We start from the raw sequence: 23,827 nt of genomic DNA on the forward strand, positions 1-23,827 counted from the left end.
CGCCTTCCCCCGCCCGCCGACGGCGCAAGCCCGGCAATACGGGCCTGCCGCGCCGTTTCGCGCAGGCACGCGCCGCCAAAATCGCGGCGAACGGCAAGACGCAATCGGTACAACCACGCGTTCCGCGCCCCGGTAACATGCTACCGGGCCAACTCCCGGCTTCCGGCTGCCTTTCGGCAACCGACATTGTCGGCAAATCGTAAGCATTCCATGTCCATACAACGACTATCCCTGTACGCCCGCCGGATCGCGCTGATCGCGCTGCTGCAGTTCGCGGCGATCGCGACCGCGTCGGCGTTTCCGGCGGCCGCGTCCGCGCCTGTCGCGAGCGGCGTCGGCGCAACAGAGCCGGCCATCTCGCTGCCCGACGCGGTCGCGCAGCTCAAGCAGATGCAGGCCGAGCTGGACCGCATCAAGCAGCAGACTTCGACCACGTCCAACAGCAAGGAGCTGGACGCGCTCGACGATTCGGCGCAGGAACTGAGCGCCGATGTCGCGAAACTGCAGAGCGATCTCACGCCGCAACGCGCGCAGGTCCAGGCACAACTCGACGTGCTCGGCCCGCCGCCGGCCGAGGGCGCCGCGCCGGAAACGCCCGCCGTCGCGAAGCAGCGGGCCACGCTCGACGCGCGCAAGACGCAGATCGACGCCGCGCTGAAGCAGGCCGCCGACCAGAAGGCGAGCCTCGCGAACCTGACCGAGCAATTCGCGAAGCTGCACCGCAGCCTGCTGAAGAACCAGCTCGCGTTCCGTTCGGGCAGCATCTTCAGCGCGGAGTTCTGGCTGCCGCTGTTCCACCTGTCGCCAGACGACCGCCAACGGCTCCAGGATTTCGACGACGAATTGTTCGACATGCTGCGCTCGTCGTGGGTGCCCGGGCAGCGGACGATCACCGCGATGCTGCTGATCGCCGCATTCGCGGCATGGCTCGGCGGCCGCCGGCTCATCGAGCGAGGGCTCGCCTGGGTCGCGCTGAACCGCCTGCCGCCCACGCGCCTGCGGCGCAGTGCACTGGCGCTGTCGACCGCCCTGTCGACCTTCCTGGCAACGGCGATTGCGGTGCAGATCTTCTACCTCGCCGTCGCGCGCCGCTACGAGCTCACGCCGTCGCTGATCGATCTGTGGGACCAGTTCGTGAAGCTCGCCGCGACCTGCGCGCTGATCGCGGGCCTCGGCCGTGCGCTGCTCTGCACCAAGCACCCGTCGTGGCGCCTGCCCGCGCTCGCCGATCCCGTCGCGCTCGCGATGAAGCCGTTCCCCAGCATCCTCGCCGCGCTGCTGCTGGTATCCGGTACGCTCGAGTCGATCAACCGGATCGTCGACACCAGCCTGTCGGTCACGCTGTTCGGCCGCGGCATCGTATCGCTCGTCGTCGCGCTGACGATCGGCGCGTCGCTGTTGCGCGCGAACCGCGCGCGCGCCGCACTCGCGGCAGCAGGCGAGGCGCCGGAGCAACGTTCGACGCTCGCGGGCCTGATCCATGCCGGTGTCACGCTCGCGATCGTCGTATCATTGATCGCACTCCTGATCGGTTACATCACGGTCGCGCGCTTCATCACGTACGAGCTCGTGTGGTTCGAGATCGTGCTGTGCGCGACCTACATCCTGATCCAGTTGACGCGCGACGCGAGCGAGAGCCTGTTCTCGTCGAGCCTGTCGACGGGCCAGCAGATCAAGCACCTGTTCGCGCTCGAAGACCGTCACCTCGATCAGGCGCGCACGGTCCTGTCCGGCTTCGGCACGAGCCTGCTGATGCTGATCGCGGCAATCGCGCTGCTGACGGGCGGCTTCGGCACGACGCCCGGCGATCTGCTCGACAGCGCGGTCGCGATGATCGGCAGCCAGCGGCTGCAGAGCCTGAACATCATGCCCGACCGGATCATGAACGCCGTGATCGGGTTCGCGATCGGCTTCTACCTGCTGCGCTCGCTGCGCCGCTGGCTCGACGGCGAGTTCATGCCCGCGCTCGGCATGGATACCGGCATGCGCGTGTCGCTGATCACGCTGTTCACCAACGTCGGCTACGTGCTGCTCGTGCTGATGACGCTCGGTCTGCTCGGCGTCAGGTGGAGCAATCTCGCATGGATCGTCAGCGCGTTGTCGGTCGGTATCGGTTTCGGCCTGCAGGAAATCGTGAAGAACTTCGTGTCGGGGCTGATCCTGCTGACCGAGCGCCCGGTGAAGGTGGGCGACATGGTCAGCATCGCGGGCGTCGAAGGCGACATCCGCCGCATCAACGTGCGTGCGACCGAGATCCAGTTGAGCGACCGCTCGACCGTGATCGTGCCGAATTCGCAGTTGATCTCGCAGAACGTGCGCAACGTGACGATGGGCAACAGCACGCAGGGTGTCGCGACGCTGGTGCTGACGTTCCCGCTGAACACCGATCCGGAACAGGTGCGCGACCTGCTGCTCGATGCGTATCGCGCGCACCCGGCGATTCTCGACAAACCGGCGCCGTCGGTGACGTTCAGCCAGCTCGCGCCGGACGGGATCACGCTGAGCGTGACGGGTTACGTGTCGAGCCCGCGGATCGCGAGTTCGACGAAGAGCGATCTGCTGTTCGAGATCCTCAAGCAGTTGCGCGCGGCGGGGATTACGCTGTCGAGCCCGCAGATGCTGGTCGTGCAGAACATGCCGGCGGAAGAGAAGTGAACAAAGACGGCCGGTCGCGTACTGCAGCTACCGCGATGGCCGTCTCCAGTCCTACCGGAATGCCCATCGTCCGATGATGCCGGCGCTGGCAAGCAGTCGAAGCCGTGCCGCCTCCCATTCGGCGAGCGTTCGCACCCGTTCCTGGCGGGCATCGGCAAGCGCCGCCTGCGCCGACAGCAGTTCCAGAATATCGCCTGCGCCGAACGCGTAACGATTGCGCGCCGATGTCAGCGCCGCTTCCGCGGCAGCCAGCAAGCGTGCCGACGCTCCCAGGTTATCCGCCGTCGTCTCCGCATCGGCGTGAGCCTTCAGCACGTCACGCAGAATCTGCTGCTGCGTATCGTGAAGCTGTGCCTGTGCCAGTTCGGTCTGAGCCTGCGCGCCGCGAATCCGATACGTGCGGGAAAAACCGTCAAAGAACGGAATCGTCAGAGTCAGGCCGATGCTGGTTTGCGTCGCCCGCACCGACTGCAGCCCCTGATTCGGGTAGCCGTTCCGGGACAACGTGCCGCTCAGATCCAGCGTCGGCATACCCTCTGACCGTGCAGTCGTCACCTTCGCTTGTGCAGCCTCCCATTTGGCTCGCGCTGCACGAATCTCGGGATGAGAACCTTCGGCCGCGCGAAGCCAGTCGCTTAGCTGGCGCTCCGCGTCCAGCGCAACCGGTACGACTGCCTCTTCGACCTCGACCCGCGTGCCGGCGGGCAGACCGGTCGCAAAGACCAGTTCGGCGCGGGCCCGCGCGACCTCTCCGCCCGCTCGCCGGGCAGCGAGCAATGCCTTGGCCAACGCCGTCTCCGCCTGCAATACGTCTGCTCGGGATGCAACGCCCATGGCCAGTCGCTTACGCGACGCACGCAGCGTCGATTCCGCCAAGGTCGCGGATTCGGTACGCGCGGCAAACGCGGCTTGAGCATTCTGAACATCGAAATAACTCCCGACGACATCCGCGACCGCCTTTTGCATCGCTGCGTCGTGGCTCGCCAGCGCGGCCGTCAGCAGTTGTTGCGCCGCCGCGCCGTTTGCAGCCCGCCCGCCAAAGTCGAGTAGCCGCCAGTTCAACGTCGCGTTCGACGCTCGACCGACACCGCGCGTATTCATCGACGGTGCATCGGGATACCGGCTATATGTCGTCAGTTGGCTGATCGATCCGTTGATAGTGGGGAGCCATGCCGATCTGGCTTCACCCACCGCGGCGGCCTGGATCTTGATCGATGCCCACGCCGCTCGGATACGGGGGTTGTGGCATAGCGCAAGATCGACCGCATCACCAATCGTCAGCGGCTTCGCCGGGTCGGTCGACGAAGCGCACACAACTGGCGCGTCATCGCCCGGTAATCGCTTCCCCGCATCCAGCACCGGCGGACGGGTCAGCAGCGGATCGGCGAGGCCATCCGGAATCCCGCGTGTTTCGGCATTGCACGCAATCGAAACCAACATCAGGCCGAAGACCCACGGACGCGCGCGATCTTTCAAGCTCCTAGCGCTCACGCAAACTCTCCCGTGCATGCTGCAGCAACGGCGACAGCACATACTCGATTACCCGCCGCGTGCCGGTTCTGATTTCCGCACTGCCCGACATACCCGGCGACAGTGCGATCTCGCGACCGTCGACCATCAGCGCCGAACGATCGAGCATGATCCTGACCGAGTAGACGAGCCCCTTCTTGTCGTCGTCTATCGCATCGCGCGAGACATGACTCACGGTCGCCGACACCGTGCCGTATTTCGTGTACTCGAATGCGTCGATCTTCACGCTGGCGGCCTGCCCTTCCTTGACGAAGCCGATATCCCGGTTGTCGACGAATGCTTCCATTTCTACCGCCCCCTCTCGCGGCACGATCTGCATCAGCGGCTGCGCGGCCGGCACCGCCGTCCCGATGGTGTGGACGGCGAGCTGCTGGACGGTTCCGTCGATCGGCGCGGTCAGGCGCAGCAGTTCCCCGTGTGCCTCCGCTCGCCGCATGTCGCCCGACGACGCGTCCACGATACGCTGCGCATCGTTCAGCGCATCCTGGGTATTCCTTCGCGTCTCTGCCACGAGCGCCGCGCGTTGGTGACGAGCATCCGCCAGTTGTCCCGCCATATCGATGCGCTGCTGCTCGGCCTCGATCCACGCGTGCTCCGCAACGTCACCGGTCTTCATCAACCTGGCGTAATCGTCCGCACGACGCGCCGCAAGCGGAGCGGCCTGGCCGTACCTGTGTATTTCGCTGTCGAGACGGTCCCGCCGCGCGACGAAATCGCGCCATTGATCCAGCAGGTGTCGCTCGACCTCGCGCCGCCGCTCGGGCGACACGCCCTCCACATCCGCCAGTCGAGGTTGTCGCCCCGTGTCGATCGCGTCGATCAACGCCCGTGCACGCTCGACCTGCAGTACCGCATTCAGCCGGTCGCCGTCCGCCCGTTGACGTTCGGCGTCGATCACGCGTGTGTCGAGATCGATCAGCGCATCGCCCGTCTTCACGATCTGGCCGTCGCGCACGTGCAGCGCTCTGACGCTCGCCACTTCGACCGCCGCCAGTGTCTTGGTCCGGGAGGATGGAATGATCTTGCCGCCGCCGTCGACGACAATGTCGATTTTCCCGAAATACGACCAGACGATCGCCGTCATCACGAGCAGGATGAGTATGCGCGCGACCCACCGGCCTGCCGGCGAGACAGGCGCCGCCTGGACCGACAGCGCCGCCGGGAGAAATTCGGCCTCGTTCGCGTCGAATGCCGGCAGCGTCATCCGATGGCGTCGCTTCCAGCAGTGACGCCAGACGTCGCGGTAACGCCCCACCAGTTCACGCCAGGCCTCTGCCTGCTGCCGCACGCTCATGTCCGTGCCTCCGCTACGTCGCGGCCGCCCTGTTGCAGCGAATACAAGTGTGCGTAGATGCCATCCCGCATGCGCAGCAGTGTGTCGTGCGTACCGCTTTCCACGATCTGCCCGCGATCCATCACGAGAATCCGGTCGGCATCGCGCACCGCCGAGAGCCGGTGCGCAATGATCAATACCGTGCGTCGCGCGCAGATGTCGCGCATGTTGGCCTGTATGACGGCTTCGGATTCGTAGTCGAGCGCGCTGGTCGCCTCGTCGAATATCAGGATGCGTGGATCGGTCATCAATGCGCGGGCAATGGCGATGCGCTGCCGCTGGCCACCCGAGAGTCCGGTGCCATGCTCGCCGACGAGTGTGTCGTACCCCTCCGGAAGTTCGCAGACGAACTCGTGTGCGCCGGCCAGCCTCGCAGCATCGATCACCGCGTCGATCGACGCAGTGGGTCGAGCCAGCGCGATGTTGTCCCGTACCGAACGATTGAACAGCGTGTTTTCCTGCAAAACGACGCCAATCTGCTGGCGAAGGCTCGCCGTATCGATCACGGCGATATCCTGCCCGTCGACGAGCACTCGCCCGCGATCCGGCACGTATAGCCGCTGCGCGAGCTTGGTCAGCGTGCTTTTGCCCGACCCGGAGCGGCCAACGATTCCAATGACCTCCCCCGCCGCGATCCTGACGGAGATCTGCCGGATGACATCGCTTGCATCCGGCCGGTAGCGAAACGATACCTGGTCGAACTCGATCGCCCCGTCGAGACGGGGTACACGCGTCTTTTTCGCTGCGGTTTCGGGCGCCGTGTTCAGGATATCCCCGAGGCGCCCCATCGAAATCCCCACCTGCTGAAAGTCGTTCCACAACTGCGCGAGACGCAGTATCGGACTGGATACCTGCCCGGCCAGCATGTTGAACGCGACGAGCTCGCCGACCGTCAACTTGCCGTCGATCACCAGCATGGCGCCCAGCCACATGATCGCCGCGGTCACCAGCTTGCTGATCAACGCCACGCCGCCGCTTGCAATCGTGGCAACGTTGGTCGCCGCCAGCCCCGCACTCACATAAGCGGCCAGTTGACGATCCCATCGGTCCGTCCAGCGCGGCTCGAGTGCCATCGCCTTGACCGTATCGATTCCGCTGATGGTTTCAACGAGGAATGACTGATTCTCGGCGCCCTTATTGAATTTTTCGTTCAGACGCCGCCGAATGATCGGCGTAAACACGACCGACAACAACCCGTAGAGCGGAATCGAAACAACGACGATCAACGTAAGCCACGCGCTGTACCAGAGCATCACCCCGAGAAAAACGAACGAAAACGCGAGGTCCATCACCAGCGTCACGGCGTTGCCGGTCAGGAACGCGCGAATGTTCTCCAGCTCGCGAATACGGGCGACGGAATCGCCTACACGGCGCGCCTGAAACCACGCCAGCGGTAACGCCAAAAGATGGCGGAAGAGCCGCGCGCCGAGTTCGACGTCGATCTTGCTGCTCGTATGCGCGAAGACCCACGTTCGTATCCCCGAGAGCGCCGCCTCGAACAGCGTCGCGCAAATCAGCCCAACGGCGATCACGTTCAACGTCTTCATCGCGTGATTGACGAGCACCTTGTCCATCACCACCTGGAAAAAGAGCGGCGTGGCGAGCGCAATCAACTGCAACACCAGAGAAATCACGAGGACCTCGCCCAGCAGCTTCCGATACGTGACGATTGCCGGAATGAACCAGCTGAAATCGAAGCGCGCCAGAGTGCCCGCAATGCTGCTCCTGCTCGTGAAATAGATGAGCTCTCCCGTCCAGATTTCTAGAAGACGCTCGCGCGTCAGCACGGTAGGCGCCTCCCCCGGAAACTGGACAAGCGTTCGGGGCGCGCGCGTTCCATCCCCGGCCTGATACTGCGCGACCACGAAATAGCCGCCTTCACCCTTCATCCGTGCGACCGCGGGCATAGGCGCCCGATCCAGTCGTTCGGGGTTCTGTTGAACGACCCGGGCCGTCATGCCGAGCGAACGCGCGGCTCGCAGGATTGTTTGAGTATCGAAACGATCGAAACCAAATTCATGTCGCAACGCGGCTTCGTCGGCCGCGATGCCGTGCAGGCTCGCCATCGTCAGAACGACGGCGAGACCGGAGTCGACATCCTGCGTCGGAAACGACGCCTGAGGCCGGAAATTGGAACTGTCCATGGAGGGAATACGTGGCGAGGAAGGAAATGCGATACGGCCGGCAGCAGGCCGTCCGGTCGCACTAATGTGCAACCGGACGGATGGACGTTCGGGAACGGGAATTAGCGCCAGCTTGTCGCCAGCGTGGGCGCAAGCGCGGCCTGATGCTCAGGGGGCAGCGTTACCGCTCCTGCAGCCGGCGGCGACCATGCCGCCATGGCCTGTACCAGCTTCTCGACATCGGCGTTGACGAGCGTCCGACCATCGTCCAAGCGGATCTGCTCGATCTGATAGCGTGATCCCGAGTACCAGTCCCGAACCGTAGCCGTATCGCTGGAGCCGAGGATACTGATCTCGAGATCGTCGCCGACGTGACGGAACCACAATTGATCCGCGGATACGCCAGCCCCGATGCTGATCACATCGCTGTTGCCGAGCGTTTCGTCGTCGTCCCGGATCGTGTCGCGGCCGGACCCGCGGCCAAATCGATAGGTATCGTTGCCCAAGCCGCCGACCAGGATGTCGTTGCCGGCACCACCATCCAGCACGTTGTTACCGCGATTGCCGATGATCGTGTTGTCGAGTGCGTTACCCGTGCCGTCGATGTCCTCGTTCCACAGTTTCAGCGCTTCGGCCGTGTAGATCGCGTAGGCATTCGGTACGTTGGCGGCTGCCCGGAACTCCTGAAGGCTGATGTAGCGCGTCATGTCGCTGACGCGCCGGCGGCCCGAGTCGGCGATATAGAAGCCTTTGAGCTGGCCGTCAGAGTCTCCGTAGACCGCGCCCGTCACGGTGACGACGTGATTCACGCCACCGCCATCGAGATAAGCGCTGTCCTCCCAGAGCCGCCCCGAGTTCAGCGCGAGTATCACGCCACGACCACTGCGCACGAGATTCGCAACCGCATGCTCGTCGTAGCCGGCAAGCAGATTGTTTGCAATACCGTAACTCTTGAGCAGCGCCTGTTGCTGAACGTAATTCGACCCGCCTCGCTGGTAATCCGTTGCCGCCGGGCTGGTGACGGCCCATTGATTGTCGATTGCGCGTCGGACGACGTCTCCCTCAGTCGTCGGCGTCCCGGTCTGCGTCAACAGATTCGCGATCGAGGTCAGCGCACACGTTCCCTGGAACGTCGGAACCGCATCGCCTTGCATGTAATCCAGCTCGTTGGCCTTCGGGTACCCGTACACGTGAACAGCCACGCCGTCGACAAGCCCTTTTTCCGGCTTGCCGAAATCCAGCAGGTTCAGGTTCTCGACGTGTTCGCCCAACGTATAGCTGATCTTGCTCTGCACGGTATCGATACCCTCGCCGGCGAATTCGACGACACGGTCGCCGACATTGTCGACGTAGTAGGTATCGTTGCCCTTTCCGCCGATCATCGTATCGGCACCGGTGACACCATCGAGGATGTTGTCTGCGCTGTTGCCGACGATCCGGTTATCGAGCGCATTGCCCGTGCCGTTGATGTTGAAGCCTTCGACGAGTCTCAATTCTTCGATATTGGCATTGAGAATGTAGTTTGCGCTGCTGATGACCGTGTCGTAACCCTCGTTTGCGTATTCGAGAATCACGTCATTGACGCTGTTCACGATATAGGTATCGTTGCCCGCGCCGCCTTCCATGTGATCCGCGCCGGCCCCACCGTCGAGATAGTCGTCGCCGAGACCGCCGAGCAGCGTGTCATTGCCTTCTCCACCGTAGAGATAGTCATCGTCGGTTTCACCGGGGCCTAGCGTCCTCTTCGCCTCGTTGTCGCCGGTGAAACCCACCAGCAAATCGTCGCCGGCGCCGCCGTACAGGATGTCGTTTCCGACCTGGCCGAACAGTCGGTCGTCACCGTCGCCGCCGTAAAGCCGGTCGTGGCCGTCGCCCCCCTGAATTTCGTCGTTGCCTGCGTCGCCGTGGAGCAGATCGTTGCCGAGACCGCCGAGGATCAGATCGTTTCCGGCTCCGCCGTAGATCGTATCGTCGTCGGTTTCCCATGCGGCCAGCGACTGCTTCGCGTCATTGCTGGCCGTAAAGCCGACGAGAATATCGTCGCCGTCGCCACCCCAGATCGTGTCGTTGCCTGCACCGCCAAAAATCTTGTCGTTGCCGGATTCACCGGAAAGCGCGTCGTTGCCGTTGCCGCCGTTCAACTCGTCGTTACCCGCCCCACCGAAGAGCCGGTCGTCGCCATCTCCGCCGTCGAGGAAATCGTGGTCGTTGCCGCCGTCGAGGTAATCGTTGCCCAAACCGCCGTACAGCGCATCATTGCCGTTGCCGCCATACAGCGTGTCGTTGTCGGATTCACCCCACGACAACGTTTGCTTCGCATCGTTGCTGGCGGTGAAGCCGACCAGCACGTCATCGCCATCGCCGCCCCAGAGCACGTCGTCGCCGGCTTCGCCGAAGATGCGGTCGTTACCGGCGTCTCCAAGTAGCTGGTCGTTGCCTGCGTCACCATGCAGTTCGTCGTTCCCGGCGCCGCCGAAGACCGTATCGTTTCCGTCCCCGCCACTCACGAAGTCCGCTCCGTCGCCACCGTCCATGTAGTCGTGGCCGAGGCCTCCCCACATCCGGTCGTTGCCGGCGCCACCGTACATGACGTCGTCATCCGTTTCGCCCCAGGCCAGCGTTTGCTTGCTTTCGTTCGATGCGGTAAAGCCCATCATGATGTCGTCACCGTCGCCGCCGTTCATGATGTCGTTGCCGACCTGGCCAAATAGCCTGTCGTTGCCGATCCCGCCGTCGAGGACGTCGTTGCCGGCGCCGCCGTTGAGTTCGTCGTCACCTTCCTCGCCGTACAGTCTGTCGTCGCCGTCATAGCCGAACAGCGTGTCGTTGCCGGTGCCGCCCCACAAATTGTCGTTGCGGCTGCTGCCGCCCATGATGTCGTCGCCGCCGCCGGCGAGGAAGTTCACGAGCAGGCCGCTGTTGATCCAGTGACCGTATGCGGCGTAGTAGTTCGCATCGAATACGTCGTTGCCGTCGGTTCCGACGAGATAGGTTCGATTGCTGTTGTTGACCTTGATTTGATTCGGGCCGAAAAAGATAAAGTCTCTGCCGCCGTTGACCCAGTAAATATTGTCGTTGTCGCGCAACCACCGATAGTTCGAAAACGGTACGCTCGGCGCCAGATAGATTCTTCCGGGCTGGCCCGCAACGTCGCTCCCCTTCCACGGCGCGGCGGCAGAGCCTGCCGCATACCAAGCGTTGCCGCGGGTCAGAAGGTCGTAATCGATAGCGCGGATCTCGGAAATCCCTGCCTGCCGGAGTGTTTGAAATTCGCCCGCGTCGCCGATGCCATCTTCATTGGTGTCGACCCAGACTTGCAGCCCGCTCAATTCCGCGCCTGAAAGCTTGCCGTCGCGATTGGCGTCAAGCGATCCAAGCGCTGCCGCGCTCAGGCGACGCCGCTGCGCGTCGAGCAGTACGGGGGTCTTGTTTGCAATCGATACTGCCGCGTCCAGTGCGGCGCTTTTCGCTTCGTAGAATGCGCCGATCGGGTTTTGCCAGCCTGCGGGCATCGTGAACCCGTAGTCGTTTTTTCCGCCAAAGGTCAGGGTTCGCGAAATAATCTGGCTCAGATCCAGATAACTTGTGCCGCTCAGTAGGCCGGTGGCGCGATATCGCGACAGCAGGCTGTCGGCAAAGGCGGCATCGCGGACGTTGGACAAGTCGTAGCGCTGACCGCCGTTTACGACGAAATTGCGGTCGGTAACGCCGTCGCCGTTGGTGTCTTCGCGGATTACGCTGGCGCCGTTACCGAGGTGGGTTTCTGTTTTGATGTTGTCGAAGACGCCGTCGCAGTTGGCATCGGTTCTGGTAGTAACCACGCGGCCATCATTGGCAAATCGAGTCTCTTGAAGCCTGGCACCATTCGTCGCATATCTTACATATTCCGTCACCTGTCCGTTCGAGCCGTACAACGTTGCGGTACTGAGCGCCCCGCTAACGTACTGGTTGATCTGCGTTGCACCGGTAGAAAATACCAGCGTGGTGGCCTTGATAAAACCCGTCGCCAGATCCAATGAATAGCTCACTCCCGCGACTGGCGCTTGGGACAAACGTTTGCCGGTCGCACCGTAAGCTACTCCATTTTGCTCATAGTACGTTGTATCCAGATCCGCTCCGGGACGCGCCCGAGCCAGATAGTTTCCCGCCACCTCGATCATGACCAGCTCCAGCGTGTCAGCAGACATCTTTCCGACGTTCGCGTCGTAGACCTTGGTCAGCGCACTGTTCAGATCGAATCCGGGCGCAGTGTCGTGGTCCGGGCGATCGCCCAGTACGGGGATCAACACACCGCCGTTTTTTGCGATCTCCCGAGATACCAACCAATTGTTATAGGCAGCCGCAGCCTCTCTTGTCACTCCCACCATAGCCGCCACATGGTAGTCGTCTCGCATCTCAGCTGCATGGAGCCGCTCCCGAGCTTGATCGCGTGCATCGTTGACATAGTGGCCAATCTCGTGACTCAAGATGCCGACCAAAACACGCGGATCGAGTCCGTCGAACGTCATTCCACCGTAACTCCCAAATACAATTCCTGGCCGCCGACGATCCCAGAATATTCCCCGCTCGTCAGTGTCAACCCTAATTGCCTCCAGATCCTTATTCACAACACCTTCGTTGTATTTGATTATTTGCTCTACAAGCAGATTACTCTTATTAATCAGATCAATAGCCTCTCGCCCCAACTCAATATCTCGAAACAATTCTTCACGACCAGTTATCCGCATAATCCGCCTCACTTTCTCCCACGATTCATCGAAATATAAACACCACTAATACAACCACCACGATCAATCGAAAAAACCGCCCTGGTATTCACATCCTTCTTTTCATATATATATGCCCACCACGTCCCGTGAGAAACCGGATATTTTTCAACATTATCAAATATCTCGAACAGATCGCTCGGTGTTATACATATTTCCTTGCTATCAATGGGGAGCGACAACCCGGCCCTATAGAAACCTCTCCCCATAGGCCAGAATATTCCATAGTCAAACCCTCTCGTCTTCCTGTATTCTTTAGAGGATGCCATGCGTTTCACATCAACCCCATACCCCTCAATCACTCCCTTGCTATCGCTAACTGGCTGCCGTGGGTCCACTCTGTAGTCAATCCTTAGTCGATTCGCAACAAACTCGACATTCTCAAGATCGCCAGAATCTGCAACAGTCTTGATATCCGTCAAAAAAATCTTTGGAGACCGAACCGGGTAATCCTCCACTGAATTAATCGCACACGCAGAGACAAAAAACGAAATCACGAGCAAAACAAAAATCTTCCTCACGCCCCCCAATGCTAAGCCATGACGTCGACCATCCTCTGGCAGCAATGGCAAGCCATCTTGATCCGCTTCATATTTCATACGTAGATCTAATCAATATATACACAACATCAACACTTATCCCTACATCACACTATTGAACCGCACGATGCCATGTCACGAAGATATAGAAATAATTGAAAGAAGACAAGCGAACGCTTAACTTCCGTACGCATACGAAACGACAGAATAATTCCGTACTTGTCCGAGTATGCGATATATTCCTGCCGAGCACCGTCGGTTAAGTCTCCCAATAGCATCCCCCACGCAGGCTAATCTCAACATAAAGAAGGAAACGGATGGCGGTCGTAAAGCGGTGGCCACGGCCGCGCTAACAATTCCGCCCAATTTTCACCAGAATCCCGACGTCAATTTGGAGACGAAGGCTCCGCTTCCTATGCGATCTTGGAAAACAAGCCATCTTTCCAAGATCCGCCGTGCGACCTCAACGTAATTCAAAAGTTGAACATCAAGTCGGCTACAAACAATGCTATCCAACGTGCTGATTGTTACGTTACTCAACTCATCCAAGCTCTGCCACATCGTACTCGCATATTGGACCCACGCAGCAGGACCCGTAGAAAGACACACCGCATTGTTCGACACTTACCCCATCTGAGCGGAACCATATTGCAGCGAATTTAATTCCTTTCCCATGGCGAACCCAGCCCATCCCACTCATCAAGTTCATGCCAAGCCATGAATCACTCCTCTTTCGATGAAAAAATTCTGGTCATAAAAAACCAAATCCAACTAAGACCTAGAGAAATACTCATAATATGAGCACCGCCGGCGAACAATGGCCCCACCAAGCCAAGCCACAATCGAGACTCACTAATTGGAATGAAATTAAATTCGTAGTAATACCCCTCAACCAAAACAAAAATCCCACATAAAAGGAAAAACGGAGCCCCAAAAATTACCTTTGCCTTCCCTGCCATCGACAATCTTTCATACGTTTCCCTCCCCTTAGCCTGACCAGCATAAAGCAAGCGAAATCCGACCAGAAGCCTAAAAGGGAACGCGGCAAGCATCAGTGCAAAATAGAGTGCAGTGACGTCGGGGAATTTTGACTTTTCAACAGCACCGAATATCAAAGGAAATACTTTGCCGACGCCGGCTACAATCACATCCAGAAAGGGCCATTGCACCAGCACATCCTCCGGCGCAAGCCAAGCTACGATTACACCGGCGACATGCAATACCAGAATAACCGGACTGAATTTATAAATTCCAATTATTTCACCAACAATACTTCGAGATTCATTCGAATCAGTTTCCTTTTTCAATATTGAGTCACGTCCCATTAATTTTACTTTCCAATCCATTCAACATTGGCGACCCATATTAAAGCCACCCCAACCAGTTCTTACTCATTCATCAATCGCTCGACGCCAATACTTCTTTCTGCTCAGATTCGCGTAATTTCATAATTCGAAATATCAATGTCATCCCAAAAACCACATGAAAATCCGTTTTCTGCCGTACCTTACCCGTCACCGAGCACAACACCACAAAGGTATAGAAAGAATTGAAAGAAAACAAGCAAACGATTAATTTTTCATACACATACGAAACAAGGAAAACAATTCCGTACTTGTCTGATCCACGCCTTACAACCCCGAATTAGCTGCCCTTTACACATTCACAATACCAGTCGATCTACTCTATAGACCCATGAGCCAATCAATACCGCAAAAAATCAAAAAAGCCGGCGCTGTGGTAGCAATGCCGTTCAGTCAAAACCTGAAAGGTATTTTTGTTTTATCGTTGGAGTAGTAAATTTATCGTTGGAGTTGTAAACGGAGCGGCAAACTGTTAACTTGGTCAGCGATGCTGAACGACCACCTGACCTTTCTACTGGATACCGCACCTGCCGACCTCAGTCGACTCAGCAAAGCATCTGCCACATAACTGGATCGAACAGGCCATCGAAGCGGCGGGCGCGGCCGGCATTCGTCGGCGGTGCTTACCGGCCGAACAACTGGTGTGGCTGGTCATCGCGCTAGCAATCTACCGGCACTGGTCAACCAGCGAGGTGGTCGATAGATTCGATCTGGTCTTGCCAACGAGGGCACGTTCGTCAGCAAGAGCACCGTCGCTCAAGCACGCCCAGGCCCGGCGATGCGCCCGCGGCCCGGCTTATCGGGTTCATTCCGTGCCATTTTTACCCCCTCATTTTCGACGACACCCATGAGACAAAAATAAAAACCCATACAAAACCTACTGCAACACCGAATGCCTCAACACCGCCCGCAAATAATGGCCCGACAAGCCCAAGAAAAAATCTAGAATTTGAAATAGGAATGATGTTAATTTCATAGTACGGCCGACCGAACAATACCGCCACGATCCCAAACCCAAAGAAAATAACGACTCCAATTGAAGCAAAAATTCTTTTCCAGAAAAATCCTCTAATTATTTCAAATGTCCTATCCCTATCCGCATAAAATGCCCTAGTTGAATCAATGATTCTCAGCGGCAGAAACACATACATGATCGAAAAATACAATCCGGTCACCTCAGGAAACACCGACCTCTCAATCGCTTCCCCTATAACTGGAAATATATTCGCCATATAGGACACAAACCTTCCGAGCGTCTGGTATTGCACCAATATGTCATCGGGAGCAAACCATGCCATCAGAGCGGAGACGAAATGCAAAGCCAACATTCGCGGACAGTAGCGGTAATACCTCAGAAGGCCTTTCAATTCATTCATAGATTGCTTCGCCAGAATTCTTATACTCGCAAAGAGGCCTCACCCTACAATCGGCCTTAATTTACGTCCCTCAAAGCCACATCGACCCCTCAAAAATATAGAAAGAATTGAAAGAAAACAAGCAAACGCTTAATTTTCATACACATACGAAACAAGGAAAACAATTCCGTACTTGTCTGACCCACGTCTTACGGTCCTGAATTAGCTGATCTATATATACCCACCACCAGTCGATCTACTCTATAGACCCACGAGCCAATCAATACCGCCAAAATAAAAAAGCCGGCACTCTGGCCGGCTTTTCCGCTAAACCTGAAGACCGACGTATTGTCAGTCGCTATGTACAGTCAGCACACGATACGTGTTCACGACACGGTGCATCAAACATCAAACTTCACCCCCTGCGCCAGCGGCAGTTGCCGGCTGTAGTTAATCGTATTCGTCGCCCTGCGCATATACGCCTTCCATGCATCCGAACCCGACTCGCGCCCACCGCCCGTTTCCTTCTCGCCACCGAACGCGCCGCCGATTTCCGCGCCGCTCGTGCCGATGTTCACGTTGACGATCCCGCAATCGCTGCCGGCCGCCGACATGAACTGCTCGGCCTCGCGCATGTCGTTCGTGAAGATCGCCGACGACAAGCCTTGCGGCACCGCGTTGTGCAGCTCGATCGCGTCGTCGAAGTTGTCGTAGACCATCACGTACAGAATCGGCGCGAACGTCTCGCGCTCGACCACCGCCGACTGCTTCGGCATCCGCACGATGGCCGGACGCACGTAGTACGCATCCGCATGACCGACGTCGACGCGCTCGCCGCCCTTCACTTCGCCGCCCTGCTCGCGCGCATCGGCCAGCGCCTTCTGCATCGCGTCGAACGACGCACGATCGACCAGCGGGCCGACCAGCGTGCCTTCCTCGAGCGGATTGCCGACCTTCACCGACGCATAGGCCTTCTCGATGCGCGGCAGCAGTTGCTCGACGAGGCTGCGATGCACGATCAAACGGCGCAGCGTCGTGCAGCGCTGGCCGGCCGTGCCGACCGCCGCGAACGTGACCGCGCGCACGACGAGATCGAGGTCGGCGCTCGGCGCGACGATCATCCCGTTGTTGCCGCCGAGTTCGAGGATGCCGCGTGCCAGGCGCTGGCTCAGCACCTTCGCGACTTCCTGGCCCATCCGCACGCTGCCCGTCGCGCTGACGACCGGCACCTTCTTCGACGCCGCCAGCGCCTCGCCGACATCGCGCATGCCGAGCACCAGTTGGCTCAGCTCCGCCGGCGCGACGCCCGGATGCGTCTTCTCGAACTCGCGAAGCGCCTTCTGGAGCAGCACGTGGCAAGCGATCGCGGTGAGCGGCGTCTTCTCGGACGGCTTCCACACGACCGAATCGCCGCACACGAACGCGAGCGCCGCATTCCACGCCCACACCGCGACCGGGAAGTTGAACGCCGAAATCACGCCGCACACGCCGATCGGGTGCCACGTTTCCATCATCCGGTGGCCCGGGCGCTCCGATGCGATCGTGAGGCCGTAAAGCTGGCGCGACAGGCCGACCGCGAAATCGCAGATGTCGATCATTTCCTGCACTTCGCCGAGCCCTTCCGACGTGATCTTGCCGGCCTCGAGCGTGACGAGGCGGCCCAGTTCGGCCTTGTGCTCGCGCAACACGTTGCCGAACACGCGCACGAGTTCGCCGCGCACCGGCGCCGGCACCGTGCGCCACTTGAGGAACGCGTCGTGCGCGGCGTCGATCTTGCGCTCGGCGTCGGCGGGCGTGTCGACGGCCAGCGTCGCGAGCGTCGCGCCGTCGAGCGGCGAACGCGCGGTCAGCGCATTGCCTTTCCACTGGGCGAGATCGATGTCGAGCGCGGCAAGAATGTCGTTGAATTGCATCACTTCCTCTTCAGGGACAGATTGATCGGTGCGGCGGCAGCGCCGCCCGCGTGATTCGATTGGAGCGCGTTCGAGCGCCTCGTGCAAGCGGATGCGCCGCGCGGCGGGCCCGATGCGCCATCCGGCGCATCGCGCTGCGCCGCCGCCGAAAGCCCGGCCGGACGGCGCGCCCCGGCCTCGCGAGGCACGATCCATGAAACACATTGTCGATGGCCACAAGTCGGGCCGCTATTGATATTAACTCACGACTTCATTCCCAAAACGCAAGAAGTCAGTCGGGCAGCCGCGTCCGTTCGTGCTCCGATATCGGACGGTTCCAAAGCTCGTGGACGGGTGCTCGGACGCGTCGCGCCGCGACAGCAGTTGATGATCATCCCGCATCACCCTGTTCGGAAATATCGTTTGCTCGCCCGTGCACCCCGCACCCACAATCGGTGCGACGTCGAGGTGCAACGCACCCGGCGTGCCGCCGGCCGCCACTACGGCGCCCGGACGACCGACGAAGGCGCACGCATCAGGGCCCGGCTCAGCGGGCCGGCTTCGCCCCGCATCACCGCTGCCCGGCCCGCGGCCGGCAACGCGTCGCGCTTCGTCACCGAACAACAATCCCGGAGACAGCGCCCAGCGCCCGCCATGCATTCAGATGCCCGCCCCGATTCGTCCCGCCCGTCCGGCTTGCCGCCCGCGAAGCCGTCCCTCCACCGTGCGTTGCAGGCCCGCCATCTGCGGATGATCGCGATCGGCGGCTCGATCGGCACGGGCCTGTTCGTCGCGTCCGGCGCGTCGATCTCGCAGGCCGGGCCGGGCGGCGCGATGCTTGCGTACATGGTGATCGGCCTGATGGTCTATTTCCTGATGACGAGCCTCGGCGAGATGGCCGCGTTCATGCCGGTGTCGGGCTCGTTCGCGACCTACGGCGCGAAGTTCGTCGACGAAGGCTTCGGCTTCGCGCTCGGCTGGAACTACTGGTACAGCTGGGCCGTGACGCTGGCGGTGGAACTGGTCGCCGCGCAGCTCGTGATGAATTACTGGTTCCCGCACGTGCCGGGCGTCTGGTGGAGCGCGCTGTTTCTCACGCTGATCTTCGCGCTCAACGCGCTGTCGGTGCGCGGCTTCGGCGAAGCCGAATACTGGTTCGCGCTGGTCAAGGTGCTGACGGTGCTCGCGTTCGTCGGCGTCGGGCTGCTGATGATCTTCGGGATCATGCAGGGCGGCCCGAGCGCCGGCTGGGGTAACTTCACGACCGGCGACGCGCCGTTCGTCGGCGGCTGGGCGACGATGCTCGGCGTCGCGATGATCGCGGGCTTCTCGTTCCAGGGCACCGAGATGATCGGCGTCGCGGCCGGCGAATCGGAAAACCCGCGCACGACGATTCCGCGCGCGGTGAGCCAGATCTTCTGGCGCATCCTGCTGTTCTACGTGTTCGCGATTTTCGTGATCGGCGTGCTGATTCCGTACACCGACCCGGGCCTGCTGAAGAGCGACGTGACCGATATCGGCGTGAGCCCCTTCACGCTCGTGTTCCGCCACGCGGGCCTCGCGTTCGCGGCCGGCGTGATGAACGCAGTGATCCTGACGGCCGTGCTGTCGGCCGGCAACTCGGGGATGTATGCGTCGACGCGGATGCTCTACAACCTCGCGGCCGAGGGTCGTGCGCCCAGACTCTTCGCGAAGCTGTCGCCGGGCGGCGTGCCGCGCAACGCGCTGTATGCGACCACCGCCGTCGGCGCACTGTGCTTCCTCACGTCGCTGTATGGCGACAAGACCGTGTACCTGTGGCTGCTCAACACGTCGGGCATGGCCGGCTTCATCACGTGGCTCGGCATCGCGGTCAGCCACTACCGCTTCCGCAAGGGCTTCCTGAAGCAGGGCTACCGGCTCGACCAGTTGCCGTACCGGTCGAAGTGGTTCCCGTTCGGCCCGCTGTTCGCGTTCGCGCTGTGCGCGGTCGTCGCGCTCGGCCAGGACTACCACGCGTTCCTCGCCGACAGGATCGACTGGACAGGCGTCGCCGCGACCTACATCGGCCTGCCGTTCTTCGTCGCGATCTGGCTCGGCTACGCACTCGTGCGCAAATGCCGCCTGGTGCGCTACGAGGACATGGAAATCGCGCCGTGGATCGAACGCAACGCGGCGCATGAAGCAGCCGAAAAGGCCGACGCCGGTTATCCGGCCTACGTTGCCCGCCCGGTCAACCCGACGCCGGGCGCCTGACGCCCGGTACCGCGCCAGCGGCCACCCCTTCGCGGCGCCCGGCCCGCTGCGCTGAAAACCCCATTCGACGCGGCGCGCGCGTTCAGGCAAGATCGACGCGCCGCCCGTTTTTCCGCCGTCACGAGTCACCGAACACGCATGCAGAACTTCTACGAAGCCACCGTTTCCCGCCAGCCCTACCCGGAACTGACCGGCACGATCGATACGCAGGTCTGCATCGTCGGCGGCGGCCTCGCCGGCCTGTGCACGGCGCTCGGCCTCGTCGAACGCGGCGTGCACGACGTCGTGGTGCTGGACAGCGAGCGGGTCGGCTTCGGCGCGTCGGGCCGCAACGGCGGCTTCGTGTTCGGCGGCTACAGCCTCGACAACGCCGACCTGCTGCGCACGCTCGGCCGCGACGAAGGGCGCCGGCTGTACCGGCTCACCGTCGACGCGGTCGATCTGATCCGCGCGCGCATCGCCCGCTACGGGATCGACTGCGACATCGTCGACCGCGGCGTGATGCTCGCGAACTGGTTCGACGATCCGGCGCGGCTCGACAGCGTGCGCACGCTGATGAAAGACGAGCTCGGCGTCGACTGGGAACCCGTCCCGACCGACGCGCTGCGCGAGCGGCTGAAGACGCGGCGCTATTACGGCGGCCTGTTCGAGCCGAACGCATTCCATTTCCATCCGCTGAAGTACGTGCTCGGCGTCGCGGCGGCCGCGTCGCGCGGCGGCGCCCGCGTGTTCGAGCGCTCGGCCGCGCTCGGCATCGCGCGCGACGGCGCCGGTTACGTCGTGCGCACGGCGCAGGGCACGGTGCGCGCGAGGGACGTCGTGTTCGCCGGCGGCGGCTACGCGCGCGGCGTGTCGCCGCGCATCGAGCGCGCGGTGCTGCCGATCGCGACCTACGTGATCGCGACCGAACCGCTCGGCACGCGCCTGCCCGACGCGATCGACGCGCCGTACGCGATCTACGACACGCGTTTCGCGTTCGACTACTACCGTCCGCTGAAGGACACGCGGATCCTGTGGGGCGGCCGGATCTCCGTGCTCGACCGCGGCCCCGACGCGATCGCGCGCCTGCTGCGGCGGGACCTGCTGCGCGTGTATCCGCAACTGGACGGCGTGAAGGTCGACTACGCGTGGGGCGGGCTGATGAGCTACGCGCGGCACAAGATGCCGCAGATCGGCCGCGACGCCGACGGCGTGTGGCACGCGATCGCTTTCGGCGGCCACGGGATGGCGCCGACCACGGTGGCCGGCGAGACGCTCGCCGCCGCGCTGGCCGAAGGCCGGCCGGTGCCGGACGGCTTCGCCGCGTTCGGGCTCACGCGCACGTTCGGGCTGGCCGGCCTCGCCGCCGCGCAGCTTGCGTATACGGCGTACCAGGCCCGTGACGCGCTCGCGTCGTGCCGCCGCTGAGCGCCCGCGGCGGCCTTGCCGATTAGAGCGGAAGGTCGGCCGGGCGGGCATTTTCCGCATGCTAGAATGCCTTTTCCAAGCCGCCGCGAACCACAACAAAGTCACATGAAAGCAGGAAGCAAGGCCGCCACGTCCGACCCCCGCGCGCTTGCGTCCGATGCGCGGCGCAAATACGATCCCGAGCAAACCAAGCGCAACATCCTCGAGGTCGCCACGCAGGAATTTTCCGCGATGGGCCTCGCCGGTGCGCGCGTCGACGCGATCGCCGAGCGGACGAACACGACGAAGCGGATGCTCTACTACTACTTCGAAAGCAAGGAAGGCCTGTACGAGGCCGTGCTGGAGAAGGTGTACGGCGACATCCGCGCATTCGAGCAGGAACTGCACGTCGGCGACATGGAGCCGCGCGAAGGCATGCGCCGTCTCGTCGAATTCACGTTCGACTATCACGACAAGCATCGCGATTTCGTCCGCCTCGTGTCGATCGAGAACATCCACGGCGCGAAATATCTCGAACAGCTCAAGTCGTTCAAGAACCGCAACGTCAGCATCATCAAGACGCTCGAGGAACTGGTCGAGCGCGGCGCGGCCAGCGGCGCGTTCCGCAAGGACATCGACGCATACGACCTGCACCTGCTGATCAGCTCGTTCTGCTTCCATCGCGTGGCGAACCGCTACACGTTCGGCGCCGCATTCGGCCGCGATCCGTCGGCGCCGCGCCTGCGCGCGCGGCATCGCGACACGATCGCCGACGCGGTGCTCCGCTACGTCGCCGCGTAAGCGACGGCAGCCCGCCGAAGCGCGCGCCCGTCGCGCCCGTCGCACGTCGGCGCATCAGTCCGTCGGCGCGGTCGACGCGAGCGCGATCCGCGCCTTCTCTTCCGGGCTGCCCGCGACGTAATACTTCTTCGCCCAGCTCGAATCCGGCGCGAGCGCGAGCCGTGCATGCGCGCCCGTGCCGCGCTGCTTCGCACGAATCGCCAATGCGCGTGCGCGATAGTGCTCGTAAAGCCGCAGGAATTCCGCGAGATAGATCGCCGCGATCCGCTTGTCGCGGATCTCGAGCAGGTTCTCGTCGTTGTACTGCTCGGAATTGCGGCTCATGTTCGCCGAGCCCGTATAGACGACCGGATTCGCGCCTTCCGCGTCGATCACGATGAACTTGTGGTGGATCACGACGGGCGGAAAGGCCGGCGCCGGCTCGCCCGGGAAGAGCCGCAACTCCGGCTCGAAACCCTGCGGCACGGTGGCCGGCGAGAAATACGACGCGTCGATCACGTCGTGGTTGTCGCGGCTGCGGTGGTACAGCTCGAGGTTCGCGAGCGCCGCCGCATCGAGCGACTGGCCGGCCTGCCGCGCGGCATCGGCCTTCGTCGCGCCGCCAACGTTGATCCGGTTCACCAGGCCGAACATCATCAGCCCGCGGTCGCCGGCCGCGAAGCACGCATCGCGCAGCGCCGCGTCGGTCGGCATGAACAGACAGAACGACACCGAATGCTTCGCGGCCGCGATCGCGGCGACGATCGTATCGATCTCGGTACGCTGCCCCGCCGGCTCCGGCGAGTACGCGACGCGTACCTGCGCGCTGCCGATCGTCATCGGCGCCGACCAGCCGGGCGACAGCCGGGCGGTTTCCGCAATCGACGGATTCCCGGCCAGCGCGAGGGCGCGCTCGTTGTACAGCGCGGCGAGCGCGGGCGAGTCGAACGCATGCAGTACGTTGGCCTGCTCGGTGAGCCCCTCGGTCGTGAAGTTCGCGGAACCCGTCAGCACGCGCGCGGGCGCCGGGTTCGACCGCGCATCGGTCACGATGAACTTGTCGTGCATGATGTGCGTCCGGTCGCGCGGGGCGAGCGTCGCGAGGCCTTGCAGCGCATCGACGGCCGGCTGGTTCGGCGACGGCAGCGGCGGCTTGCGCTTGCGCGCCGTCGTGTGCGCGTCATAGACGATCGCGAGCGACGCTTCGCCATGCCGGCGCCCGAACGAGGCGAACGCAGGCAGCGCCCACAGCGCGTCGGTCAGGTGATAGACGGCCGACACCGCGCGCGACGCGGGATCGAGCATCCGAGCGAACACCTGCTCCATGTCGTTCGCGAGCCACGTGCGCAGCTTCAGCGCCTGCGCGGCGCTCGGCGCCTCGTTCGGCGCGAGGCCGAGCGCCGCGACCTGCTTCGCGAACGCCTGCGAACTGACCACCGCGCGGTTGAACCACGTGCCGATGCCGTCCTCGACGTGCGCGGGCAGCACGACGTCGCACGCGCCGGCTTGCGCGTCGAGCACCTGCAGGTTCGCCGGCGTGCCGACGACCGGATAGACGTCGTAGCGAAACGACGCACCGCGGTCCTGCGGATCGATGCGCGCGTCCCACCACATGAATTTCTGGATCGGCGCCTGATCGGTCGGCGCATCGCCCTGCGTGTCGGCGGCCGGGCCGTCGAACGTCAGGCGGTTGGGCAGCCAGCTGTCCGGCGCGCGCGTCTTGCCGTCGGCCGACCAGAAGCCCGGCGTGCGCCGAATCGCGAAGCCGAGGAAATCGGCGCGCGACGCCGCATCGGGCCAGTCGAAAGCCAGCAGGACGAGGGTGGGGGAAAGATAGCTGCGCACGCTGACGGCCATTCGTTGCTCCCT

Annotated in this window: 13 protein-coding genes and 1 pseudogene; 5 read left to right on the forward strand and 9 right to left on the reverse strand. The window is 62.1% G+C overall.

Features of this window, described 5'->3' with window-relative positions; genetic code table 11:
- Positions 1-210 precede the first annotated feature (210 nt).
- Entirely contained in the window at positions 211-2,655 is a 2,445-nt protein-coding gene (locus tag KPB06_RS32575; protein ID WP_275905242.1) for a DUF3772 domain-containing protein, read from the forward strand.
- A 51-nt stretch (positions 2,656-2,706) separates the two neighbouring features.
- On the opposite strand, the gene KPB06_RS32580 is transcribed toward KPB06_RS32575, so the two are convergent.
- From KPB06_RS32580 to KPB06_RS32605, 6 genes are all read right to left on the reverse strand, one after another.
- The gene (locus tag KPB06_RS32580; RefSeq protein WP_275905243.1) at positions 2,707-4,164 is read right to left on the reverse strand and encodes a TolC family protein; all 1,458 of its coding nucleotides are present in this window, start codon (positions 4,162-4,164) and stop codon (positions 2,707-2,709) included.
- Positions 4,136-5,479 (reverse strand): HlyD family type I secretion periplasmic adaptor subunit, encoded by a 1,344-nt coding sequence (locus tag KPB06_RS32585; protein WP_275905244.1) that lies wholly within the window; start codon positions 5,477-5,479, stop codon positions 4,136-4,138. The genes KPB06_RS32580 and KPB06_RS32585 overlap by 29 nt, the downstream gene beginning before the upstream one ends.
- Positions 5,476-7,662 carry a type I secretion system permease/ATPase gene (locus tag KPB06_RS32590; protein ID WP_059575539.1) on the reverse strand — a complete coding sequence of 729 codons (2,187 nt, stop codon included), beginning with the start codon at positions 7,660-7,662 and terminating at the stop codon, positions 5,476-5,478. The genes KPB06_RS32585 and KPB06_RS32590 overlap by 4 nt, the downstream gene beginning before the upstream one ends.
- Before the next feature lie 101 nt (positions 7,663-7,763).
- Positions 7,764-12,368: a calcium-binding protein gene (locus KPB06_RS32595; protein WP_059575541.1), complete on the reverse strand. Its 4,605-nt coding sequence runs from the start codon at positions 12,366-12,368 to the stop codon at positions 7,764-7,766.
- 8 nt (positions 12,369-12,376) lie between these two features.
- Positions 12,377-13,006, reverse strand: a complete 630-nt coding sequence (locus tag KPB06_RS32600) for a hypothetical protein (RefSeq protein ID WP_143328761.1) — start codon at positions 13,004-13,006, stop codon at positions 12,377-12,379.
- Positions 13,007-13,668: 662 nt separating this feature from the next.
- Complete coding sequence (locus KPB06_RS32605; protein WP_226094230.1) at positions 13,669-14,292, reverse strand: hypothetical protein; 624 nt, start codon at positions 14,290-14,292, stop codon at positions 13,669-13,671.
- Positions 14,293-14,797: 505 nt separating this feature from the next.
- Here KPB06_RS32605 and KPB06_RS32610 point away from each other — a divergent pair.
- Positions 14,798-15,108: pseudogene (locus tag KPB06_RS32610) on the forward strand (transposase domain-containing protein); the annotation flags it as partial.
- A 23-nt stretch (positions 15,109-15,131) separates the two neighbouring features.
- Here KPB06_RS32610 and KPB06_RS32615 read toward each other — a convergent pair.
- Positions 15,132-15,686, reverse strand: coding sequence for a hypothetical protein (locus KPB06_RS32615; RefSeq protein ID WP_179231793.1), 555 nt, complete (start codon positions 15,684-15,686; stop codon positions 15,132-15,134).
- 380 nt (positions 15,687-16,066) lie between these two features.
- On the reverse strand, positions 16,067-17,578 hold the full coding sequence (gene amaB, locus KPB06_RS32620; RefSeq protein ID WP_275905245.1) for an L-piperidine-6-carboxylate dehydrogenase: 1,512 nt from the start codon (positions 17,576-17,578) through the stop codon (positions 16,067-16,069).
- A gap of 633 nt (positions 17,579-18,211) precedes the next feature.
- On the opposite strand from amaB, the gene KPB06_RS32625 reads away from it, so the two are divergent.
- The 3 genes from KPB06_RS32625 (at position 18,212) to KPB06_RS32635 (ending at position 21,979) form a co-directional block, all read left to right on the forward strand.
- Complete coding sequence (locus tag KPB06_RS32625; RefSeq protein ID WP_275905246.1) at positions 18,212-19,792, forward strand: amino acid permease; 1,581 nt, start codon at positions 18,212-18,214, stop codon at positions 19,790-19,792.
- Between the two features lie 138 nt (positions 19,793-19,930).
- Positions 19,931-21,199 (forward strand): NAD(P)/FAD-dependent oxidoreductase, encoded by a 1,269-nt coding sequence (locus KPB06_RS32630; protein ID WP_275905247.1) that lies wholly within the window; start codon positions 19,931-19,933, stop codon positions 21,197-21,199.
- 105 nt (positions 21,200-21,304) lie between these two features.
- Positions 21,305-21,979 carry a TetR/AcrR family transcriptional regulator gene (locus KPB06_RS32635; RefSeq protein ID WP_059575553.1) on the forward strand — a complete coding sequence of 225 codons (675 nt, stop codon included), beginning with the start codon at positions 21,305-21,307 and terminating at the stop codon, positions 21,977-21,979.
- Between the two features lie 54 nt (positions 21,980-22,033).
- Here the strand turns inward: KPB06_RS32635 and KPB06_RS32640 are convergent, their stop codons facing one another.
- The gene (locus KPB06_RS32640) at positions 22,034-23,815 is read right to left on the reverse strand and encodes a phospholipase D-like domain-containing protein (protein WP_275905248.1); all 1,782 of its coding nucleotides are present in this window, start codon (positions 23,813-23,815) and stop codon (positions 22,034-22,036) included.
- Positions 23,816-23,827: the final 12 nt, after the last annotated feature.

Source organism: Burkholderia semiarida (assembly GCF_029268935.1).
Lineage (GTDB): Bacteria > Pseudomonadota > Gammaproteobacteria > Burkholderiales > Burkholderiaceae > Burkholderia > Burkholderia semiarida.

Bases quoted from the DNA above. Each gene is read 5' to 3' on its own strand.
- KPB06_RS32575 (WP_275905242.1), top strand. From the start codon at position 211: ATGTCCATACAACGACTATCCCTGTACGCCCGCCGGATCGCGCTGATC.
- KPB06_RS32580 (WP_275905243.1), bottom strand. From the start codon at position 4,164: ATGCACGGGAGAGTTTGCGTGAGCGCTAGGAGCTTGAAAGATCGCGCG.
- KPB06_RS32585 (WP_275905244.1), bottom strand. From the start codon at position 5,479: ATGAGCGTGCGGCAGCAGGCAGAGGCCTGGCGTGAACTGGTGGGGCGT.
- KPB06_RS32590 (WP_059575539.1), bottom strand. From the start codon at position 7,662: ATGGACAGTTCCAATTTCCGGCCTCAGGCGTCGTTTCCGACGCAGGAT.
- KPB06_RS32595 (WP_059575541.1), bottom strand. From the start codon at position 12,368: ATGCGGATAACTGGTCGTGAAGAATTGTTTCGAGATATTGAGTTGGGG.
- KPB06_RS32600 (WP_143328761.1), bottom strand. From the start codon at position 13,006: ATGAAATATGAAGCGGATCAAGATGGCTTGCCATTGCTGCCAGAGGAT.
- KPB06_RS32605 (WP_226094230.1), bottom strand. From the start codon at position 14,292: ATGGATTGGAAAGTAAAATTAATGGGACGTGACTCAATATTGAAAAAG.
- KPB06_RS32615 (WP_179231793.1), bottom strand. From the start codon at position 15,686: ATGAATGAATTGAAAGGCCTTCTGAGGTATTACCGCTACTGTCCGCGA.
- amaB (WP_275905245.1), bottom strand. From the start codon at position 17,578: ATGCAATTCAACGACATTCTTGCCGCGCTCGACATCGATCTCGCCCAG.
- KPB06_RS32625 (WP_275905246.1), top strand. From the start codon at position 18,212: ATGCATTCAGATGCCCGCCCCGATTCGTCCCGCCCGTCCGGCTTGCCG.
- KPB06_RS32630 (WP_275905247.1), top strand. From the start codon at position 19,931: ATGCAGAACTTCTACGAAGCCACCGTTTCCCGCCAGCCCTACCCGGAA.
- KPB06_RS32635 (WP_059575553.1), top strand. From the start codon at position 21,305: ATGAAAGCAGGAAGCAAGGCCGCCACGTCCGACCCCCGCGCGCTTGCG.
- KPB06_RS32640 (WP_275905248.1), bottom strand. From the start codon at position 23,815: ATGGCCGTCAGCGTGCGCAGCTATCTTTCCCCCACCCTCGTCCTGCTG.